Origin of the sequence: Streptomyces sp. NPDC014861 (assembly GCF_043081625.1) — a bacterium.
Taxonomy (GTDB): Bacteria; Actinomycetota; Actinomycetes; order Streptomycetales; family Streptomycetaceae; genus Streptomyces.
In genome coordinates this window covers 331,882-349,059 of the sequence record NZ_JBIBWV010000004.1, presented here as the reverse complement: position 1 = coordinate 349,059, position 17,178 = coordinate 331,882, and the positions used below count along the sequence as shown (strand labels likewise).

The following is a 17,178-nucleotide window of genomic DNA, read 5'->3' as shown; positions in this document are numbered from 1 at the left end:
GTGTCACACCACGGCGCCGCGGCCCGGGTCGTCGTAGCCGTCGTCGTCCTCGTCGTCGCCCTTCATACGGGCCACCAGCGTCGCGAAACCGCCCAGGAAACCGCCGATGCACAGGGTGGTGAGCCACCACGTCATGTCCCACTGGAGGAGGACGGCGACCAGCATCAGCACCGGGCCGCCGACCACGCCGAGCCAGGCGAACTTGGTGGTGGTGTCCGCCTCCGGCAGCGGCGGCGGCTCCGGCGGCACGAAGTGGCCCTCCTCCGAACCGCCGGGACCCGCCTCCGGCTCCGCCAGGCTGTAGTCGCGCGGGCCGCCGCTCGGCCGCACCCCGGGCGCGAAGACGACCGAGCTGCCGAGCGCCGGCTTCTCGTCCCCCTCGTCACCCGAGTCCGGGCCCGGCTCGGGCTCCGGCGACAGCGGCGTCGGCGCCTCCCGCTTCGGGTCCGGCTTCGGCTTCGGCTTGTCGGGCTTCGGCACGTCACCGCCCGAGGCCGCCCGGGCCTCACGGGCCTCCAGCTCCTCCGGCTCCGGCAGCCTCAGGGTCTCGATCGGCCGGTACGGCCGCGCGCCCGGAGGATCCGCCGGCTCCTCGCCGTACCCCGCGACGATCGCGGCCCACGCCGCCTCCTCGTCGATGGGCTGCGGCTCCCGCTCGCCGCCGTCCTGCTGGTCAGCCACCGCTCCTGCTCCCCTTCCCGCCCACGAGTCCCGGGGCGAGACGCTCGACGAACGCCAGACTCTCCTCGAAGATCCTCTCCGCGTCATGGTCCAACGTCGCCACGTGGTAGCTCTGTTCCAGCAGGACCTCACGGACGTCCGTGGAGGAGACCCGGCCGAGCACCCGGGCCGAGTCGGCCGGCGGCACCACGTGGTCCTGCGGGCTGTGCAGCAGCAGGAGGGGCTGGGTGACCTGCGGCAGCTCGCCGTCGACCAGCCGGAAGAACTGCCGCAGGGAGTGCGCCGCGTGCAGCGGCACCCGGTCGTACCCGAGCTCGGTCACGCCCTCCTTCGCGATGTCGTTCGCCACGCCCTTCGTCGTCGGGACGAGGTGCCGCACCACCGGCAGGGCGTGCGCGGCGAGGCCGTGCACCTTGTTCCCCGGGTTGACGAGCACGACGCCGTCGATCGCGTCGCCGTGCTTCGCCGCGAGCCGCAGGGACAGCGCCCCGCCCATGGAGAGGCCGAAGACGAAGACGGCCGAGCAGCGGGCGGTCAGCTCCCGCAGTGCCCGGTCCACCTCCGCGTACCAGTCGTGCCAGGTGGTGAGCTGCATGTCCTGCCAGCGGGTGCCGTGCCCCGGCAGCAGGGGCACCGACACCGTCAGGCCGTGCTCCGCGAGGTACTCGGCCCACGGGCGCATCGACTGCGGGGAACCGGTGAATCCGTGACAGAGAAGGACGCCGACCTCTCCGCCCTCATGGCGGTACGGCTCGGCTCCGGGAAGGACCGGCACCGGGGTCTCCTGTTCGGTTGCGGCTCCGGCGCGTCGGGGGCGTCGGAGCCGTACGGCGATGGGGGAAGGACCTTCACGGTACGCGACCGGACCGACACCCGACCAGGGCCGCAGCGGGGGCGGCGCGCGGGTACGGGATAAAGTCGTCGCGACGGCACACGGAAGGCATGGCGAGTTGATCTACGGCGCAATGAAGTTCTCCCTCGGAGGGTCCCTGAAGCTCGCCTTCCGGCCCTGGGTGGAGGGCTTGGAGAACGTGCCCGCCGAGGGCCCCGCGATCCTCGCCAGCAACCACCTGTCCTTCTCGGACTCCTTCTTCCTCCCCGCCGTCCTCGACCGCAAGGTCACCTTCATCGCGAAGGCGGAGTACTTCACGACGCCCGGCGTGAAGGGCCGGCTGACCGCCGCCTTCTTCAAGGGCGTCGGCCAGCTCCCGGTGGACCGCTCGGGCGCCCGGGGCGCCGGCGAGGCGGCCATCAAGGCGGGCATCGAGGTCATCGAGGGCGGCGGCCTCTTCGGCATCTACCCCGAGGGCACCCGCTCGCCCGACGGCCGCCTCTACCGCGGCAAGCCCGGCGGGCTCGCCCGGGTGGCGCTGGCCACCGGCGCCCCGGTCATCCCCGTCGCCATGATCGACACCGAGAAGATCCAGCCGCCCGGCAAGGTCGTCCCGAAGCTGATGCGTCCCGGGATCCGGATCGGCAAGCCGCTGGACTTCTCCCGCTACCACGGCATGGACGGCGACCGCTTCATCCTGCGCTCGGTGACCGACGAGGTCATGTACGAGATCATGAAGCTCTCCGGCCAGGAGTACGTGGACATCTACGCGACCGCCGCCAAGCGGCAGATCGCCGAGGCCGAGAAGGCCGCCAAGGAGGCCGTGAAGGCGGAGATCGCCGCACGGGAAGAGTCCGGCGCCTGACGCTCCCGCGAGGGGGCGCCGGTGGGGGTGGGGGAGATGGCCAAGCGCGAGCGTGTCGTGCGCATGTCGGTCGAGCAGCCGCTGTGGCGCGCGCTGACCGGATACCGCGTCCTGACGATGGTCTACGCGGTGCTGATCTTCGCCACCGGCCGGGACCGCTACGAGCGGCCCTGGATCGCCGTGGTCTACCTGGCGGTGCTCTGCGTCTGGAACCTCGCCACCCTCCCCAAGGTGGCGAACGCGGCCAGCTGCACCCGGCGCTTCCTCGTCGCCGACCTCACCGTCGCCCTCACCGGCATCCTCCTCACCCCGCTCGCCGACGCCCACGCCCAGACCGTGGACGGGCCGACGCTGCCGACGATATGGACCGCGGGATCCGTCCTCGCCTACGCCATCAAGGGCGGCTGGCGCTGGGCCGGTCTCGCCTCCTCCCTGGTCGCCGTCGCCAACATCATCGAGCGCGGCCACCCCAGCCGGGACACCGTGCACAACGTCATCCTCGTCTGGGTCGCCTCCATCGCCATCGGGTACGTCGTCGAGGTCGCCCGCGCCTCCGAGCGCACCCTCGCCCGGGCCCTGGAGATCGAGGCCGCCACCCGGGAGCGCGAGCGGCTCGCCCGCGACATCCACGACAGCGTCCTCCAGGTCCTCGCCATGGTGCAGCGGCGCGGCACCGCGCTCGGCGGCGAGGCCGCCGAGCTGGGCCGGATGGCCGGCGAGCAGGAGGTCGCCCTGCGCACCCTGGTCGCCGGCGGCCTCACCCGCCCCAGCCACGTCTCCGAGGACGAGTCCGAGGGGGCCGTCGTCCGGGTCGTCGAGGTCGACGACGAACCCCACGACGACACCCCCGTCGACCTGCGCGCCCTGCTCGCCCCCCGGGCCGGCGCCCGGGTCACCCTCGCCGACCCCGGGGTGCCCGTCCCGCTGCCCTCCGGCGCCGCGCGGGAACTGGCCGCCGCCGTCGGCGCGGCCCTGGACAACGTCCGGGTCCACGCGGGCGCGGGCGCGTGCGCGTGGATCCTGGTCGAGGACTGGGACGACGAGGTCATCGTCACCGTCCGGGACGACGGGCCCGGCATCCCGGAGGGCCGGCTCGTCGAGGCGGAGGGCGAGGGCCGGATGGGCGTGGCCCTGTCCATCCGCGGACGCCTGCGCGACCTGGGCGGCACGGCCGAGCTGATCTCGGTCCCCGGCCAGGGCACCGAAGTCGAACTGAAGGTCCCGCGACCGCCGCGGGACGCACGGGGGAAGGCAGGAGACAAGTGAACGAGGCAGACAGCGCGGCGGAGCAGGGGCGGCCCATCAAGGTGATGGTCGTCGACGACCACCCCATGTGGCGGGACGCCGTCGCCCGCGACCTGGCCGAGGCCGGCTTCGACGTGGTCGCCACCGCGGGCGACGGCGAGCAGGCCGTGCGCCGGGCCCCGGCCGCCGGGCCCGACGTCCTCGTCCTGGACCTGAACCTGCCGGCCAAGCCGGGCGTCCAGGTCTGCAAGGAACTGGTCGGCACCCTCCCCGGGCTGCGGGTCCTGGTCCTCTCGGCGAGCGGCGAGCACGCCGACGTCCTGGAGGCCGTGAAGTCCGGCGCCACCGGCTACCTGCTGAAGTCGGCCAGCACCGAGGAGCTGACCGACGCCGTCCGCCGCACCGCCGCCGGCGACCCGGTCTTCACCCCGGGCCTGGCCGGCCTGGTCCTCGGCGAGTACCGCCGCCTCGCCTCCGAGCCCGGCCCCTCCACGGGCGCCGGCGAGCCCGAGGCACCGCGCCTCACCGACCGCGAGACCGAGGTCCTGCGGCTCGTCGCCAAGGGCCTCAGCTACAAGCAGATCGCCGAGCGGCTCGTCATCTCCCACCGCACCGTGCAGAACCACGTCCAGAACACCCTCGGCAAGCTCCAGCTGCACAACCGCGTCGAGCTGGTCCGGTACGCGATCGAGCGCGGCCTCGACGAGGGCTGACCGGCCGGGCGCCGGGCGGGCCGGGGGACGGAGCCGTATATTCAGGCCCGTATGCGCCAGATTCGGGCGCATACGCGGCCTTCCGGCGAGAGGACTGGCGTGGAGATCCTGGCATTCGGCGTACAGGCGGACGAGAAGCCGATGATCGAGAAGGCGTTCGCGGGCCACCACGACGTCCGCTGCCTCGATGTCTTCCTCACCGAGGACACCGCCCCCATCGCGGCGGGCTACGAGATCATCTCCACCAGCGTGAACGCCATCCTCGACCACCGGGTCCTGCAGACCCTCGCGGCCGGCGGCACCCAGATGATCGCCCAGCGCTCCACCGGCTTCAACAACATCGATCTGGAGGTCGCCGAGCGCCTGGGCCTCACCGTCGCCCGCGTCTCGTACTACTCGCCCTACTCCGTCGCCGAGTTCGCCTGGACCCTCGCCATGGCCGTCAACCGGCGGATCGTCCGCGCCTCCAACCGCACCCGCGACTTCGACTTCCGGCTCGACGGGCTGATGGGCCGTGACATGCGCGGCCGCACCGCGGGAATCCTGGGCACCGGCAAGATCGGCGAGGCCTTCGCCCGGATCGCCCACGGCTTCGGCATGCGGCTGCTCGGCTGGGACGTCGCCGAGAACCCGGCCTGCGTCGAACTCGGCATGGAGTACGTCGACAAGGACCGGCTCCTCGCCGAGGCGGACCTCGTCAGCCTCCACGTACCGCTGCTCCCGGCCACCCAGCACATCCTCGACGCCGCCGCCCTCAAGGCCATGAAGGACGACGCCCTCCTGGTCAACTCCAGCCGCGGCGGCCTGATCGACACCGACGCCCTCGTCACCGAACTGCGCGCCGGCCGCTTCGCCGGCGTCGGCCTCGACGTCTACGAGGCCGAGGCCGGCCTCTTCTTCCTCGACAAGTCCCTCGCGGTCGTCGAGGACGACACCCTGGCCCGCCTGATGACCTTCCCCCACGTCCTGGTGACGAGCCACCAGGCGTACTACACCACCGACGCGGTGGGCCAGATCGTCGACACCACGGTCCAGAACGTCCTCGACTACACCCAGGGCCGGCGCGGCGAGAACGTCCTGGTCCCGCGGGCCGCCCGCTAGACCAGCACCCCCGCGAGGAGGGAGGCCGTCAGCGCGGCCCCCTCCAGCGTCAGCACGGACTCCGGGTGGAACTGCACGCCCGCGAAGCCGCCGCCCCGCAGCGCGTGCACCTCGCCGCTCTCCGCGTCCCGGCTCACCTCGATCCGGTGCAGCGCCAGCTCCGTCGCCTCCCGCTCGCCGCAGCGCGCGGTGAAGCTGTTGTAGAAGCCGACCGTCCGCTCCTGCCCGAAGAGGTCGATCCGGACCTGCGCGCCCTGGAACGGCGTCCGCTTGCGCACGATCTCCAGGCCCAGCTCCGCCGCGATCAGCTCGTGCCCCAGGCACACCCCGAGAAGACCGTGCCGGTGCTCGCGCAGCAGCTCGGCGGTGAGTCCGCGCAGGAACCGCATCTTCGGGTCGGCCGCGTCCGTCGGGTCGCCGGGACCGGGCCCCAGCACCACCGGACCCTCATGGGCGAGCGCCAGCTCGCGCAGACCCGGCTCGTCGTAGCGGACGACCGACACGTCGAGCCCCGAGGAGCGCAGCAGGTGCGCCAGCATCGCGGTGAAGGTGTCCTCGGCGTCGATCACCAGCGCGTGCCCGCTCAGCTCCGCCGACCGGACCTGCATCCGCAGCCAGAACGGCGCCAGGTCCGCCCGCCGGGCGTCCAGCGCGTCCCGCACCCGCGGATCGTCCGCCAGCCGCGGCCGGACGCGCGCGTCCTCCGCCGCCGGGCGTCCCTCCCGCACCCCGAGCGCCGTCAGCACCGCCGCCGCCTTCGCGTGGGTCTCCGCGACCTCGCCCGCCGGGTCCGAGTGCCGGACCAGGGTGGCTCCCACCGGCACCCGCAGCCGCCCGTCGGCGGCGATGTCGGCGGTCCGGATCAGGATGGGGGAGTCCAGCGTCTGCGCCCCGCTCCCGTCCGTCCCGAGCAGCGCGAGCGCCCCCGCGTAGTAGCCGCGCCCACCGGCCTCGTGCCGCTCGATCACCCGGCACGCGTTCTGCACCGGCGAGCCCGTCACGGTCGCCGCGAACATCGTCTCCCGCAGCACCTCCCGTACGTCCAGCGAGGACCGCCCCCGCAACTCGTACTCGGTGTGGGCGAGATGGGCCATCTCCTTCAGCCGGGGGCCGATCACCACCCCGCCCATGTCCCCGACCGTGCACATCATCTTCAGCTCCTCGTCCACCACCATGGAGAGCTCCTCGGTCTCCTTGCGGTCGGCGAGGAAGCCGAGCAGCCCCTCGGCGGTCGGCGCCCCGCCGTCCGGGTAGCGGTACGTGCCGCTGATCGGGTTCATGACGACCGTGCCTCCCGCCATCCGCACGTGCACCTCGGGGCTGGCCCCGACGAGCGTCCGCTCCCCGGTGTGCACCACGAAGGTCCAGTACGCGCCCCGCTCGCCCGCGAGCAGCCGCCGGAAGAGGGCCAGCGCGTCGGCCCGCCCGAAGCCGGGGATCTCCCCGGTGTACGTCCGCCGGATGACGAAGTTGGCGCCCTCGCCGCCGCCGATCTCCTCCTCGATCACCCGCCGCACGATCCCCGCGTACTCCTCGTCGGAGACGTCGAAGCCCCCGCCGGTCACGGCCACGGGACGCGCGGGCAGCGCCTCCAGCGCCTCGCCGAGCGGCAGCTCGTACGTCTCCTCGGCGACGAGCACCGACAGCGGCGTCCCGTCGTCCCGCACGTCGAAGCCGCGCTCCCGGATCTGCCGGAACGGCACGAGCGCCAGCGCGGGGCGCTCGCCCACCGGCAGGTCGGCCAGCCGCTCGGCCTCGTGGACGGCCCCGATCAGCACCTCGACGGTGTCGTGGTCGCGGCCGGGGGTGCGGCGGCGCAGCAGGGCGAAGGGCGGGGCGGAGTCGTCGAGGAGACGGGAGAGGTCGAAGGTCATGGCGTGCGGGTTCCTTCCGGTCGGAGTGCGGAGAGGAACGGCCTCGCGGGAACGAGAAAGGCCGCCCCTCGGGCGGCCTTCGCGTGGACTTCGGATACGCGCAGTCAGTGGGCCGCCGGAGGGACGGTCCACCACCAGTTCTGGGTCGGAAGCGCGTACATGCGAGCACTGTAACCCAGCGGGGAACGGGAACGGGGCCCGTCCCACGCCGTGGACGGCGCGGGACGGACCCCGTTCGGGGCCGGTCGCCCGATCAGACGATCAGGTTGTAGACCCCCCAGCCGCCGCCGACCCGCTGCATGGGGGCGTACGGGTTCGGGTAGCCGCCCTTGTTCTTGTAGAACCACAGCTCGCCGGAGGCGTTCCGGGCGATCAGGTCGGGCTTGCCGTCCTTGTCGAGGTCACCGGCGCCGACCATGAGGTTGTAGACGGACCAGCCGCCGCCGACCTTGCCGCGGGTGGCGTACGGGTTGGGGGAGCCGCCGGTGTTCTTGTACAGCCACAGCACGCCGGTCTTGTCGCGGGCGATCAGGTCGGGCTTGCCGTCGCCGGTCATGTCGCCGGTGCTGATCAGCTCGTTGTAGATGTTCCAGCCGCCGCCGACGCGGACCCGGGTGGCGAAGGGGTTCGGGGAGGCGCCGGTGTTCTTGTACAGCCAGAGCACGCCGGTCCGGTCGCGGGCGATGAGGTCCGCGCGGCCGTCGGCGTTCATGTCGCCGACGCCGAGGAGCTTGTCGTAGACGCTCCAGCCGCCGCCGACCTTCAGACGCGTCTTGAACGGCGCGGAGGGGTTGCCGGTGCCCTTGTAGTACCAGAGCACCCCGTCCTTGCCGCGCGCGACGACGTCCCCGGTCCCGTCCGCCTTCAGCGTCGTCATCGGCGTGATGGTGTCGTACTCCTGCCACCCCGGCCCGACCCGGAACTTGGTCAGGAACGGCGCGGAGCCGCTGCCGCTGCCCTGGTACTGCCAGAGCACGCCGGCGGCGTCACGGGCGATGACGTTGTTGCGGTCGCTCGTGGCGACGGGGGTGGCGCCGGGTGCCTCGGCGACGTCGCTCTGCTTCACCCAGACGATCTTGTGGTGGAAGCGGATCGGCACGAACATCGTGGAGCCGATGACGTTCTTCTGGGCGGAGCCGAACCAGTCGTCGCCCTTCACGGCGGGACCGGCCTTCACGTAGGCCTGGCTCGCACCCAGCGAGAACCTGGTGAGGGAAGCGTTTTCGTCGCCCGGGGCGGTGAGGCCCGCGGCGGTGTAGGCGGCCGTCTCCGGGAACGCGCGGCCGTAGATCTTGGCCGAGGTCAGACCGGACTTGACCTTCACCGTGGTCGCGTTCACGGGCACGGTGTACTGGCCGCCGGGGTTGTAGAACCACGCCTTCTCGCCCGCGTACCAGATCGCCGTCCAGTTCGACCGGACCTCGGCGACGACGTACAGACCGCCGGCGCGGACCTTGTTGCCGTAGTTGGAGCCCTCGGACCAGAGGGAGGTGAAGTACGGGTCCTTCAGCGTCGTCGCGCTCGTCGAGGGCGACGTGTACAGGTAGCCGAAGTTGGACGGCCGCGCCGGGACGGCCGTGCCGCCGACGCTCAGCTTCGGCTGGTTCGCCGTGGTGAACGGCGGGACGACCCGGACCGTCTGGCCGGCCCGGAGCAGGCCGCCCGCGCCCTGGTCGCCCTGCGGGACGCCCAGGAGGGACATGTAGTGGTTCCAGTCCCAGTACGGGCCGCCGTCCCAGTGCAGGTTGGCGACGTCGTCGTCCGTCTGGAGCGCGACCTCGTCGTGGCCGATGATGTGCTCACGGTCGAGCGGCACGCCGTACGTGGTGGCGAGGTGCTTCACCAGCGCTGCGGAGGAGCGGTACTGGGGCTCGGTGTACCAGCTGCCCTCCTTGATGGCGTAGCCCTCGTGCTCCACGCCGATGGCGTGCATGTTGTGGGTCCAGTTGCCCGCGTGCCACGCCAGGTTCTTGTTCTCGAGCATCTGGGTGACCAGACCGTCGGACGCCCGGATCAGGTAGTGGGCACTGCCCCCGCCCGACGGGTCGGTGAGCACCTTGAGCGAGCCGTCGTAGCCGCCCTCGGTGTCGTGGATGACGATCTGACGGATGTCGACGCCCTGGTTGGGCCGGTCACCGGCGGTGTAGTTCTTCTTGCCGGTGGACGAGGGCACGCTCAGCTTGACGTTGCAGTTCAGGCCGGCGGGGCAGTCCGGGAGGGAGGCGGCCGTCGTGCTCGCGAACGTGGCCGCCAGCGGCACGTTCGACGGCTTGATGGGCTCGACCCCGGGATCGGCCGGCAGCGCGACCTGCTCGCCGTCGAGGGTGAGCTCCTGCTCGCCCTTCTTGATCGAATCGAAGACGCGCTTCGCGAAGAGTTCGGCGCCCTTCTTCTCCGGGGACTGGCTGTACCGGGCCACCGCCGGGTACCAGGCACCGGGCTCGTCCGACAGCTCGGCACCCGCCTGCTTCTGGTAGTCGGCGAGGAGTGCGGCACCGGCGCGGATGGACGCGGTGGTGTCGTTCTGGACGGCCTCGGTGGAGCTGTCGATGAGGTCGGCGGCCTTGTCCAGCGTGTGGAGACGGGGGTCGTCGGTGTCGACGAGCGCCTTCTCCAGGATGCTGCGGACCTTCGCGCGGTCGAAGGTCTTCTCGATCTCCGGCCGGCCGGAGCCGTTGAAGTGGTCGATCTGCTCGTCGGTGACCTGCTGCTCGACGTCCTCCGGGTCGACCTTGGTCAGGCCCATGACGTTGTACGCGCCGGTCGTGCTCGGCTCGCCGTCGTGCGACTCCCAGCGGGTCTGCTGGTACGACACCGCCATCAGCACGCTCTGCGGCACGTCGAACTCCGCCGCCGCCGCCGCGAACTGCTCCTGGAGGGTTTCCGTGCTGCCGGGCTTCGCGTCGTCGGCCGTGCCCAGGAGGCCCGGCGAGGCGACCGCGATGGTGCCGATCGTGGCCGTGGCGACGACCGCGGCCGCCGCTCCGTACAAGAGTCGTTTCTTCTTGCGATCCCTGCGGTGCCTCTGGGTCACACCCACCCCTGTGTCATCAGCTATGTATGTGTACGTCAGCCCCGAGCGGCTTTGCTCGTTTGCTAAACGGGCCCGAGGGTAACATCACTCGATGGCGTGAAGATCACGCCCGGACATTACGGGCGCGCGTCTCAGTCACTGGGCACCGGGCTGGACAGGGCGATTAACCCCGTACTGTGGTCCGTGTGACCGTGAACGCTGAATCCCACGCCGTCGCCGAGGCGACCTGGCGAGACCTGCCCGCGGCGCAGCAGCCCGAGTACCCCGATGCCGAGGCTCTGCGCGATGTGATCGCGGACCTCGAGTCGTATCCTCCGCTCGTCTTCGCCGGCGAGTGCGACCAGCTGCGCGCCCGGATGGGAGCCGTCGCCCGTGGCGAGGCGTTCCTGCTCCAGGGCGGCGACTGCGCCGAGGCCTTCGACGCGGTGTCGGCCGACCACATCCGGGCCAAGCTGAAGACCCTGCTCCAGATGAGCGCCGTCCTGACGTACGCGGCCTCCGTGCCCGTCGTGAAGGTGGGCCGCATCGCCGGGCAGTACTCCAAGCCCCGCTCGAAGGGCACCGAGACCCGTGACGGGGTGACGCTCCCCACCTACCGGGGCGACTCCGTCAACGGCTTCGACTTCAACGAGAAGGCCCGCGTCCCGGACCCCGAGCGCCTGAAGCGGATGTACAACGCCTCCGCCTCCACGCTCAACCTGGTCCGCGCCTTCACCACCGGCGGTTATGCCGACCTGCGCCAGGTGCACGCCTGGAACCAGGACTTCGTGAAGTCGTCCCCGTCCGGCCAGCGCTACGAGGCGCTCGCCCGCGAGATCGACAACGCGCTGAACTTCATGAAGGCGTGCGGCACCGACCCGGCCGAGTTCAAGGCCGTCGAGTTCTACGCCTCCCACGAGGCGCTGCTGCTCGACTACGAGGGCGCCCTCACCCGTACCGACTCCCGCACGGGCAAGCTGTACGACACCTCCGGCCACATGGTCTGGATCGGTGAGCGCACCCGCCAGCTGGACCACGCGCACATCGAGTTCGCCGCGCGGATCGCGAACCCGATCGGCATCAAGCTGGGCCCGACGACCACCCCGGAGGAGGCGCTGACGTACATCGAGCGCCTCGACCCGGACCGCGAGCCGGGCCGGCTGACCTTCATCGTCCGCATGGGCGCCGACAAGGTCCGGGACAAGCTCCCGGAGCTGGTCGAGAAGGTCACCGCCTCGGGCGCGACCGTCGCCTGGGTGACCGACCCGATGCACGGCAACACCTTCGAGGCGGCCTCGGGCCACAAGACCCGCCGCTTCGACGACGTGCTCGACGAGGTCAAGGGCTTCTTCGAGGTCCACAAGGAGCTGGGCACCCACCCGGGCGGCATCCACGTCGAGCTCACCGGCGACGACGTCACCGAGTGCGTGGGCGGCGGCGACGAGATCTTCGTCGACGACCTGCACCAGCGCTACGAGACGGCCTGCGACCCGCGCCTCAACCGGAGCCAGTCGCTCGACCTCGCGTTCCTCGTGGCCGAGATGTACCGCGATCAGTAAGTAGATACCTACGACGATGGGGCGCGGATCCTTGTGATCCGCGCCCCATCGTCGTAGCGAAGGCTTTTACGCTCCCCGGCCGCCGGGTAAGGTTAGGTTAGCCTAATCGATCTCGGCGGGAGGTGAACCGCGTGTACGTCTGCTCATGCTTCGGTGTCACGGAGAAGCAGGTCAAGGAACACGCGGACGCCGGCGCGTGCACGCCCCGCCAGATCGCCTCCGCCTGCAAGGCGGGCACGGACTGCGGTTCGTGCGTCCGGCGCATCCAGGCCCTCCTCGGGCGGGGGAACTGCCCGCGCCGCGAGCTCCTGGACAAGGGTGTGCCCGCCCTCGCCGCGGACGTCACCGACCTCGACGGTCTCGACGGTCTCGACGACCTCTCCGAGGCCGCCTAGCCCGTTCGGGCGGCCCGCTAACTCGGCTGCTCGATGAGGGTCGAGATGTAGAGCGCCTCGCCCAGCGACTCGATCAGCTCCAGCTGCGTGTCCAGGTAGTCGATGTGGTGCTCCTCGTCCGCGAGGATCTCCTCGAAGAGGTTGGCCGAGGTGATGTCGCCCTTGGCGCGCATGACCTCGATGCCCCTCTTCAGGCGGTCGATCGCCTCCACCTCGACCTGGCGGTCCGCCTGGAACATCTCGGTGATGGTCTGGCCGACGCGCACGTGGAAGAGCCGCTGGTAGTTGGGCAGGCCGTCGAGCATCAGGATGCGCTCGGTCAGCTTGTCCGCGTGCTTCATCTCGTCGATGGACTCTTCGCGGGTGTACTTCGCGAGCTTCGTCCAGCCCTTGTTGTCCTGGATGCGGTAGTGCAGCCAGTACTGGTTGATGGCCGTCAGCTCGCCGGTCAGCTGCTCGTTCAGAAACTCCAGGACCTCGGGGTCGCCCTGCATCGCTCCAGGTTCCTTCCATCACGGGGTGTATCCGGCCTCTCACAGGGCAGGATGGCCGCATCCTCGCACTCCGAATGGGGGGCGTCCAGTAAGTGCAGGCTTAGTAGGACTTGCCCGAATGGCTGCGTCCGGGTGGGTGGCTGGTCATGACCACCCCTCGCCGTCTGTCACCATGGATGACATGGGTCAGCCGGAGAGCGGGGTACACCGGGAAGCGGGGATGGCGGACATTTCTCCCGAGCTCCCGCCGGGGCAGAGGCTCCAGCGGGGCTGGCCGGTCACCCATTACGGGCCCGTGCCCAAGTTCAAGCCCGAGCGCTGGGAGTTCCGCGTCTTCGGTGCCACCGCGGACGGCGACAAGCGCTGCTGGAACCACGAGGAGTTCTCGGCCCTGCCGTTCTCCACGGTGGTGGCCGACCTGCACTGCGTGACCAAGTTCAGCATGCTCGGCGCGGAGTGGGGCGGGGTCGCCGCCCGGACGGTCCTGGAGCTCGCGCCGCCGGCCCCGCACGTCACGCACGTGATGGTCTGGGCCGAGTACGGCTACAGCGCCAACATGCGGCTCGCCGACTTCGCGGCCGAGGGCACCGTCTTCGCCACCCACAAGGACGGCGAGCTGCTCACCGCCGAGCACGGATTCCCGCTGCGGCTCGTCGTGCCGCACCTGTACGCCTGGAAGGGCCCGAAGTGGGTCCGCGGCGTGGAGTACATGACCGCCGACCGCCGGGGCTTCTGGGAGGAGCGCGGCTACCACAACCTCGGCGACCCGTGGACCGAGCAGCGCTACTCGTACCAGGAGGAACCGGGCGACGGCCCGGAGCTATAGCCCCGGGCCGCCGCCGGTCCGCGCTCAGTGGTGGTACTGGTGCACCACGGCGTGCCCCTTGCCGCGGCCGATCAGCCACTTGTTCACCGGGGTGGTGACCACGAAGGCGACGAGGAAGGCGAAGGCGAGCGCGCCCCAGAAGAGCGGCGCGTCCAGGTGGGCGTCCATGGCGCCCGGGACGAGCAGCAGCACGCCGTTGTCGACGATCTCCATGACGGCGATCGAGAGGGTGTCGGCGGCGAGCGCCACCTTGAAGGCGGACCTGAAGTCCAGGCCGGCGGCGAGGACGCCGCGCAGCGTGAGCGCGTAGCCGAAGAAGAACGCGAGGGCGATCGCGAGGGCCATGGTCGGCGCGTTGCCCCAGCCCAGCGCGGTGCCGATGATCATGCCCAGGACCTCGCCGATGGCGCAGCCGGTGAGGCAGTGGAGGGTCGCCTTCGCCGCCGTGCCCCAGGACGCCCCGCCGCCGGCGTGACCTGCGTGGGCCCCGTGGTCGCCGTGACCCGCGTGATGGCCCCCGTGGCCCGTGTGACCCGTGTGGTCGGTGTGTCCTGTGTGGTCGTGGTGCGCTTCGTGCTCCATGAGGGTGCCCCCAGCCTCGGGTAGCGGTTCCTGCGTCCTCCGGAACCGTATACCCCTGTGGGGTATTCCTCAATCGGAGACGATCAGCGGCGGACGATCCGGCCCGGCCGGCCCGGCCGGATCGTCCGCCTCGGCCGGATCAGTCCCGGAGCTTCTTGAGCAGCTCGATGTCGGCGACGTGGCCCTCCTTGCCGCCCGGCGTCTCGATGACCAGCGGGACGCCGTCGGTGGCCGGGTGGCGCAGGAGCTGCCGGAAGGCCTCCTGGCCGATGTGGCCGACGCCGATGTTGGCGTGCCGGTCCTTGCGCGCGCCGGAGACGTCCTGGGAGTCGTTGGCGTGGATCAGCCGCAGCCGGCCCTCGCCGACCGTGGCCACCAGCTCGTCCAGGGTCCGTACCGCCCCGCCCGGCTCCGCCAGGTCGTGGCCGGCCGCGAAGATGTGACAGGTGTCGAGGCAGATCCCCAGCCTGGGGTGGTGGTCGAGCGCGTCGAAGTACGGGCCGAAGTCCTCCGCCCGGGAGCAGAGCGAGAAGCCCTGGCCGGCCGTGGACTCCAGGAGGAGGTACGGGTCGTCCTCGTGGGTCAGCTCGTCGAGGAGCGGCAGCATCCGCTCCCGTACCTGCGCCAGCGCCTCCTCGCGGGGGCGCCCGCCGGTCGCCGAGCCGGTGTGGACGACGACGCCCTTCGCGCCGATCTCCCGGCCGCGGCGCAGCGAGTGGCGCAGCGACTCGACCGACTTCTCGACCGTGGCCTCGGTGTGGGAGCCGAAGTTGATCAGGTACGGGGCGTGCACCCAGGCCGAGAGCGACTCCGCGGCGCACTCCTCCCGGAAGCGTTCGTCCTGGGCGGGGTTGCCGGTCGGGGTGGCCCAGCCGCGCGGGTTGGCGACGAAGACCTGGACGGTCTCGGCGCCCAGCTCCCGGGCGTAGCCGAGGCCGGTGGTGGCGAGTCCGCCGGCCACGGGGACGTGGCCGCCGACGGGGTTGCGCATGGGTGTCTCAGATTCCCTTGATGGTGATGGCGACGGTGGACCCCTCCGGGGCGGCCTCGCCGCCCTCGACGGACTGGCCCGTGACCTCGTCCCCGAGGAAGGGGAAGTCCTTCTCCACCTTCACCTCGAAACCGGCGGCCTCCAGCTCCTCGCGGGCCTCGTCGGTCGACATGCCGACGACGTCCGGCACCTCGACCTGGCGCGGGCCCTTGGAGACGGTCAGCGTGATCGCGTCGCCCTTCGCGGCCCGGCTGCCCTCGGCGAGGGACTGGGCGGCGACCGCGCCGGCGTCCTCGGGGGAGTGGATCCGCTCCGGTGCGACGGAGACGTCGAGACCGGCCTCCCGGAGGGTGGCGGTGGCGTCGTCCACGGTCTCGCCGGTCACGTCCGGCACGTCGACCGGGGCGCCCTTGCTGACCAGCAGCGCGACGGCCGAGTCCGGGGCGCGCTCGGTGCCCGGCTCCGGGTCGGAGCCGATCACCGCGCCCTGGGCGACGGTGGTGCTGAACTCGGTGGTGACCACGCCGGGGGCGAGGCCCTGCTCCGCGAGGATCCGCTTGGCCTCGTCGAGCGGCTTGTTCTTCAGATTCGGCACCTTCACGATCTCCGGCCCCCGGGAGAGGGTCAGGGTGACGGTGGCGTGGCTGCGGACCCGCTCACCGGGCGCCGGGTCGACGCCCATCACGGTGCCGCGCTCGTACACGTCGCTGAAGGCGCGCCGCGTCGTGCCCAGCTCCAGGCCGGCGTCGGCGAGCCGTCCCGCGGCCACCTGCTCGGTCTGGCCGAGGACAGCGGGGACGCGGGTGAACTGGCCGGCGTTGATGTACCAGACGCCGGCGCCGAGGCCCAGCGCGAGCAGGACGCCGGCGACGATCAGGAGCGGGCCGCGCGGCGGCCTCGGGCGGGTGCGCGGGCGACGGGCCGGCGGCGGGAGCTCGGGGGTCGTGAGGCGGCTGGTGTGCTGCACCGCGTGCGGGTCGCCGGCCTCCGGCGCGGGCACCGGGCGGGCGATGACGCCGGTGCGGTCCTCCCCAGTGTCCCGCCGGCTGGCCCGCGCCCGCGGCGGCACCGCGTCCAGCTGGGCGTCGGTGAGCGCCGCGCGCGCCTCCCGGGCCAGGGCGAGCAGGGCCACGGCGTCGTGCGGGCGGACCTCGGGGTTGCGGGCGGTGGCGGCGGCGACCAGCTCGTCCAGTTCGAGCGGCAGCCCGGGGACGGCGGCGGACGGGGCCGGCACGTCGGTGTGGAGGTGCTGGTAGAGGACCTGGGCCGGGGTGTCGCCCCCGTGCGGCTTGCCGCCCGTCAGCATCTCGTACAGGACGACGCCGCAGGCGTACACGTCGGCGCGGGTGTCGGCGGTGCCGTGCTCGATCTGCTCGGGGGCGAGGTAGGAGACGGTGCCGAGGACCGCGCCGGTGGTGGCGGTCGCCGAGCCGACCGAGCGGACCAGCCCGAAGTCGGCGACCTTGACCCGGCCGTCGTCCCCTATCAGCACGTTCTCCGGCTTCATGTCCCGGTGGACGAAGCCGGCCCGGTGCGCCGCGCCGAGCGCGGCGAGGACCGGCTCCAGGATGTCCAGGGCGGCGCGGGGCTGGAGGGCGCCGCGCTCGCGGAGCACGTCGCGCAGGGTGCAGCCGGAGACGTACTCCATCGCCAGGTAGACGTACGCGCCCTCGGCGCCCTGGTCGAAGACGGCGACCACGTTCGGGTGCGCGAGGCGGGCGACGGACTTCGCCTCGCGGATGAACCGCTCGACGAAGACCGCGTCGGCCGCCAGGGCGGGGTGCATCACCTTGAGCGCGAGGACGCGGTCGAGGCGGGTGTCGACGGCCCGGTAGACCGTGGCCATCCCGCCGACGGCGATGCGCGCGTCGACGCGGTAGCGGCCGTCGAGCAGCCGCCCGACGAGGGGGTCCTGAAGGGTCGTGTCCACGGCGTCGAGTCTACGAGCCGGTACGGACGCCCCGCCCCGCGTGCCCCGACCGCAGCACGCTTGTGACGTACCCCGCT

The 17,178-nt window shown here is 71.9% G+C and carries 16 protein-coding genes; 7 read left to right on the top strand and 9 right to left on the bottom strand.

All coding sequences use genetic code 11. The annotated features are described in order from the left end of the window. Positions 1-3: 3 nt before the first annotated feature. Positions 4-681, bottom strand: a complete 678-nt coding sequence (locus ACF1BN_RS11080; RefSeq protein WP_392331293.1) for a hypothetical protein — start codon at positions 679-681, stop codon at positions 4-6. Beyond that, on the bottom strand, positions 674-1,456 hold the full coding sequence (locus ACF1BN_RS11075) for an alpha/beta hydrolase (protein WP_392331292.1): 783 nt from the start codon (positions 1,454-1,456) through the stop codon (positions 674-676). Before ACF1BN_RS11075 ends, ACF1BN_RS11080 begins: the two co-directional genes overlap by 8 nt. Positions 1,457-1,646: 190 nt before the next feature. On the opposite strand from ACF1BN_RS11075, the gene ACF1BN_RS11070 reads away from it, so the two are divergent. From ACF1BN_RS11070 to ACF1BN_RS11055, 4 genes are all read left to right on the top strand, one after another. Then, positions 1,647-2,378 carry a lysophospholipid acyltransferase family protein gene (locus ACF1BN_RS11070; protein ID WP_360313587.1) on the top strand — a complete coding sequence of 244 codons (732 nt, stop codon included), beginning with the start codon at positions 1,647-1,649 and terminating at the stop codon, positions 2,376-2,378. A gap of 36 nt (positions 2,379-2,414) precedes the next feature. Then, a complete protein-coding gene (gene macS, locus ACF1BN_RS11065) occupies positions 2,415-3,644 on the top strand; it encodes a MacS family sensor histidine kinase (RefSeq protein WP_392331291.1) in 1,230 nt (409 codons plus the stop codon). A gap of 44 nt (positions 3,645-3,688) precedes the next feature. Next, entirely contained in the window at positions 3,689-4,336 is a 648-nt protein-coding gene (locus ACF1BN_RS11060; RefSeq protein ID WP_392331460.1) for a response regulator, read from the top strand. A 99-nt stretch (positions 4,337-4,435) separates the two neighbouring features. Continuing rightward, positions 4,436-5,437: a 2-hydroxyacid dehydrogenase gene (locus ACF1BN_RS11055; RefSeq protein ID WP_392331290.1), complete on the top strand. Its 1,002-nt coding sequence runs from the start codon at positions 4,436-4,438 to the stop codon at positions 5,435-5,437. Here ACF1BN_RS11055 and ACF1BN_RS11050 read toward each other — a convergent pair. The 3 genes from ACF1BN_RS11050 to ACF1BN_RS11040 all read right to left on the bottom strand — a co-directional run bounded on the left by ACF1BN_RS11050 (position 5,434) and on the right by ACF1BN_RS11040 (position 10,303). Continuing rightward, the gene (locus ACF1BN_RS11050) at positions 5,434-7,311 is read right to left on the bottom strand and encodes a chorismate-binding protein (RefSeq protein WP_392331289.1); all 1,878 of its coding nucleotides are present in this window, start codon (positions 7,309-7,311) and stop codon (positions 5,434-5,436) included. The two genes, ACF1BN_RS11055 and ACF1BN_RS11050, sit on opposite strands and share 4 nt — an antisense overlap. A gap of 104 nt (positions 7,312-7,415) precedes the next feature. Further along, a complete protein-coding gene (locus ACF1BN_RS11045; RefSeq protein ID WP_107049246.1) occupies positions 7,416-7,472 on the bottom strand; it encodes a trp operon leader peptide in 57 nt (18 codons plus the stop codon). 92 nt (positions 7,473-7,564) lie between these two features. Next, complete coding sequence (locus ACF1BN_RS11040) at positions 7,565-10,303, bottom strand: N-acetylmuramoyl-L-alanine amidase (RefSeq protein WP_392331288.1); 2,739 nt, start codon at positions 10,301-10,303, stop codon at positions 7,565-7,567. Between the two features lie 227 nt (positions 10,304-10,530). Here ACF1BN_RS11040 and ACF1BN_RS11035 point away from each other — a divergent pair, with 227 nt between their 5' ends. Together ACF1BN_RS11035 and ACF1BN_RS11030 are read left to right on the top strand one after the other, a co-directional pair. Then, positions 10,531-11,883 (top strand): class II 3-deoxy-7-phosphoheptulonate synthase, encoded by a 1,353-nt coding sequence (locus ACF1BN_RS11035; protein WP_392331287.1) that lies wholly within the window; start codon positions 10,531-10,533, stop codon positions 11,881-11,883. Between the two features lie 122 nt (positions 11,884-12,005). Then, positions 12,006-12,278, top strand: a complete 273-nt coding sequence (locus ACF1BN_RS11030) for a bacterioferritin-associated ferredoxin (protein ID WP_392331286.1) — start codon at positions 12,006-12,008, stop codon at positions 12,276-12,278. Positions 12,279-12,295: 17 nt separating this feature from the next. Here the strand turns inward: ACF1BN_RS11030 and bfr are convergent, their stop codons facing one another. Next, complete coding sequence (gene bfr, locus ACF1BN_RS11025; protein ID WP_015032978.1) at positions 12,296-12,772, bottom strand: bacterioferritin; 477 nt, start codon at positions 12,770-12,772, stop codon at positions 12,296-12,298. A gap of 181 nt (positions 12,773-12,953) precedes the next feature. Between bfr and ACF1BN_RS11020 the strand changes: the two genes are divergently transcribed. Beyond that, the gene (locus ACF1BN_RS11020; RefSeq protein ID WP_392331285.1) at positions 12,954-13,598 is read left to right on the top strand and encodes a sulfite oxidase-like oxidoreductase; all 645 of its coding nucleotides are present in this window, start codon (positions 12,954-12,956) and stop codon (positions 13,596-13,598) included. A 24-nt stretch (positions 13,599-13,622) separates the two neighbouring features. Here the strand turns inward: ACF1BN_RS11020 and ACF1BN_RS11015 are convergent, their stop codons facing one another. The 3 genes from ACF1BN_RS11015 to pknB form a co-directional block, all read right to left on the bottom strand. Continuing rightward, on the bottom strand, positions 13,623-14,180 hold the full coding sequence (locus ACF1BN_RS11015) for a DUF4396 domain-containing protein (protein WP_392331284.1): 558 nt from the start codon (positions 14,178-14,180) through the stop codon (positions 13,623-13,625). 139 nt (positions 14,181-14,319) lie between these two features. Continuing rightward, on the bottom strand, positions 14,320-15,171 hold the full coding sequence (locus ACF1BN_RS11010; protein WP_392331283.1) for a deoxyribonuclease IV: 852 nt from the start codon (positions 15,169-15,171) through the stop codon (positions 14,320-14,322). A 7-nt stretch (positions 15,172-15,178) separates the two neighbouring features. Beyond that, positions 15,179-17,101, bottom strand: coding sequence for a Stk1 family PASTA domain-containing Ser/Thr kinase (gene pknB / locus ACF1BN_RS11005; protein WP_392331282.1), 1,923 nt, complete (start codon positions 17,099-17,101; stop codon positions 15,179-15,181). Between the last annotated feature and the right edge of the window lie 77 nt (positions 17,102-17,178).

What these genes read in the sequence shown, in the direction of transcription:
- ACF1BN_RS11070 (WP_360313587.1), top strand. Translation starts at nt 1,647, where the DNA reads ATGAAGTTCTCCCTCGGAGGGTCCCTGAAGCTCGCCTTCCGGCCCTGG.
- macS (WP_392331291.1), top strand. Translation starts at nt 2,415, where the DNA reads ATGGCCAAGCGCGAGCGTGTCGTGCGCATGTCGGTCGAGCAGCCGCTG.
- ACF1BN_RS11060 (WP_392331460.1), top strand. Translation starts at nt 3,689, where the DNA reads ATGGTCGTCGACGACCACCCCATGTGGCGGGACGCCGTCGCCCGCGAC.
- ACF1BN_RS11050 (WP_392331289.1), bottom strand. Translation starts at nt 7,311, where the DNA reads ATGACCTTCGACCTCTCCCGTCTCCTCGACGACTCCGCCCCGCCCTTC.
- bfr (WP_015032978.1), bottom strand. Translation starts at nt 12,772, where the DNA reads ATGCAGGGCGACCCCGAGGTCCTGGAGTTTCTGAACGAGCAGCTGACC.
- ACF1BN_RS11020 (WP_392331285.1), top strand. Translation starts at nt 12,954, where the DNA reads ATGGGTCAGCCGGAGAGCGGGGTACACCGGGAAGCGGGGATGGCGGAC.
- ACF1BN_RS11015 (WP_392331284.1), bottom strand. Translation starts at nt 14,180, where the DNA reads ATGGAGCACGAAGCGCACCACGACCACACAGGACACACCGACCACACG.
- ACF1BN_RS11010 (WP_392331283.1), bottom strand. Translation starts at nt 15,171, where the DNA reads ATGCGCAACCCCGTCGGCGGCCACGTCCCCGTGGCCGGCGGACTCGCC.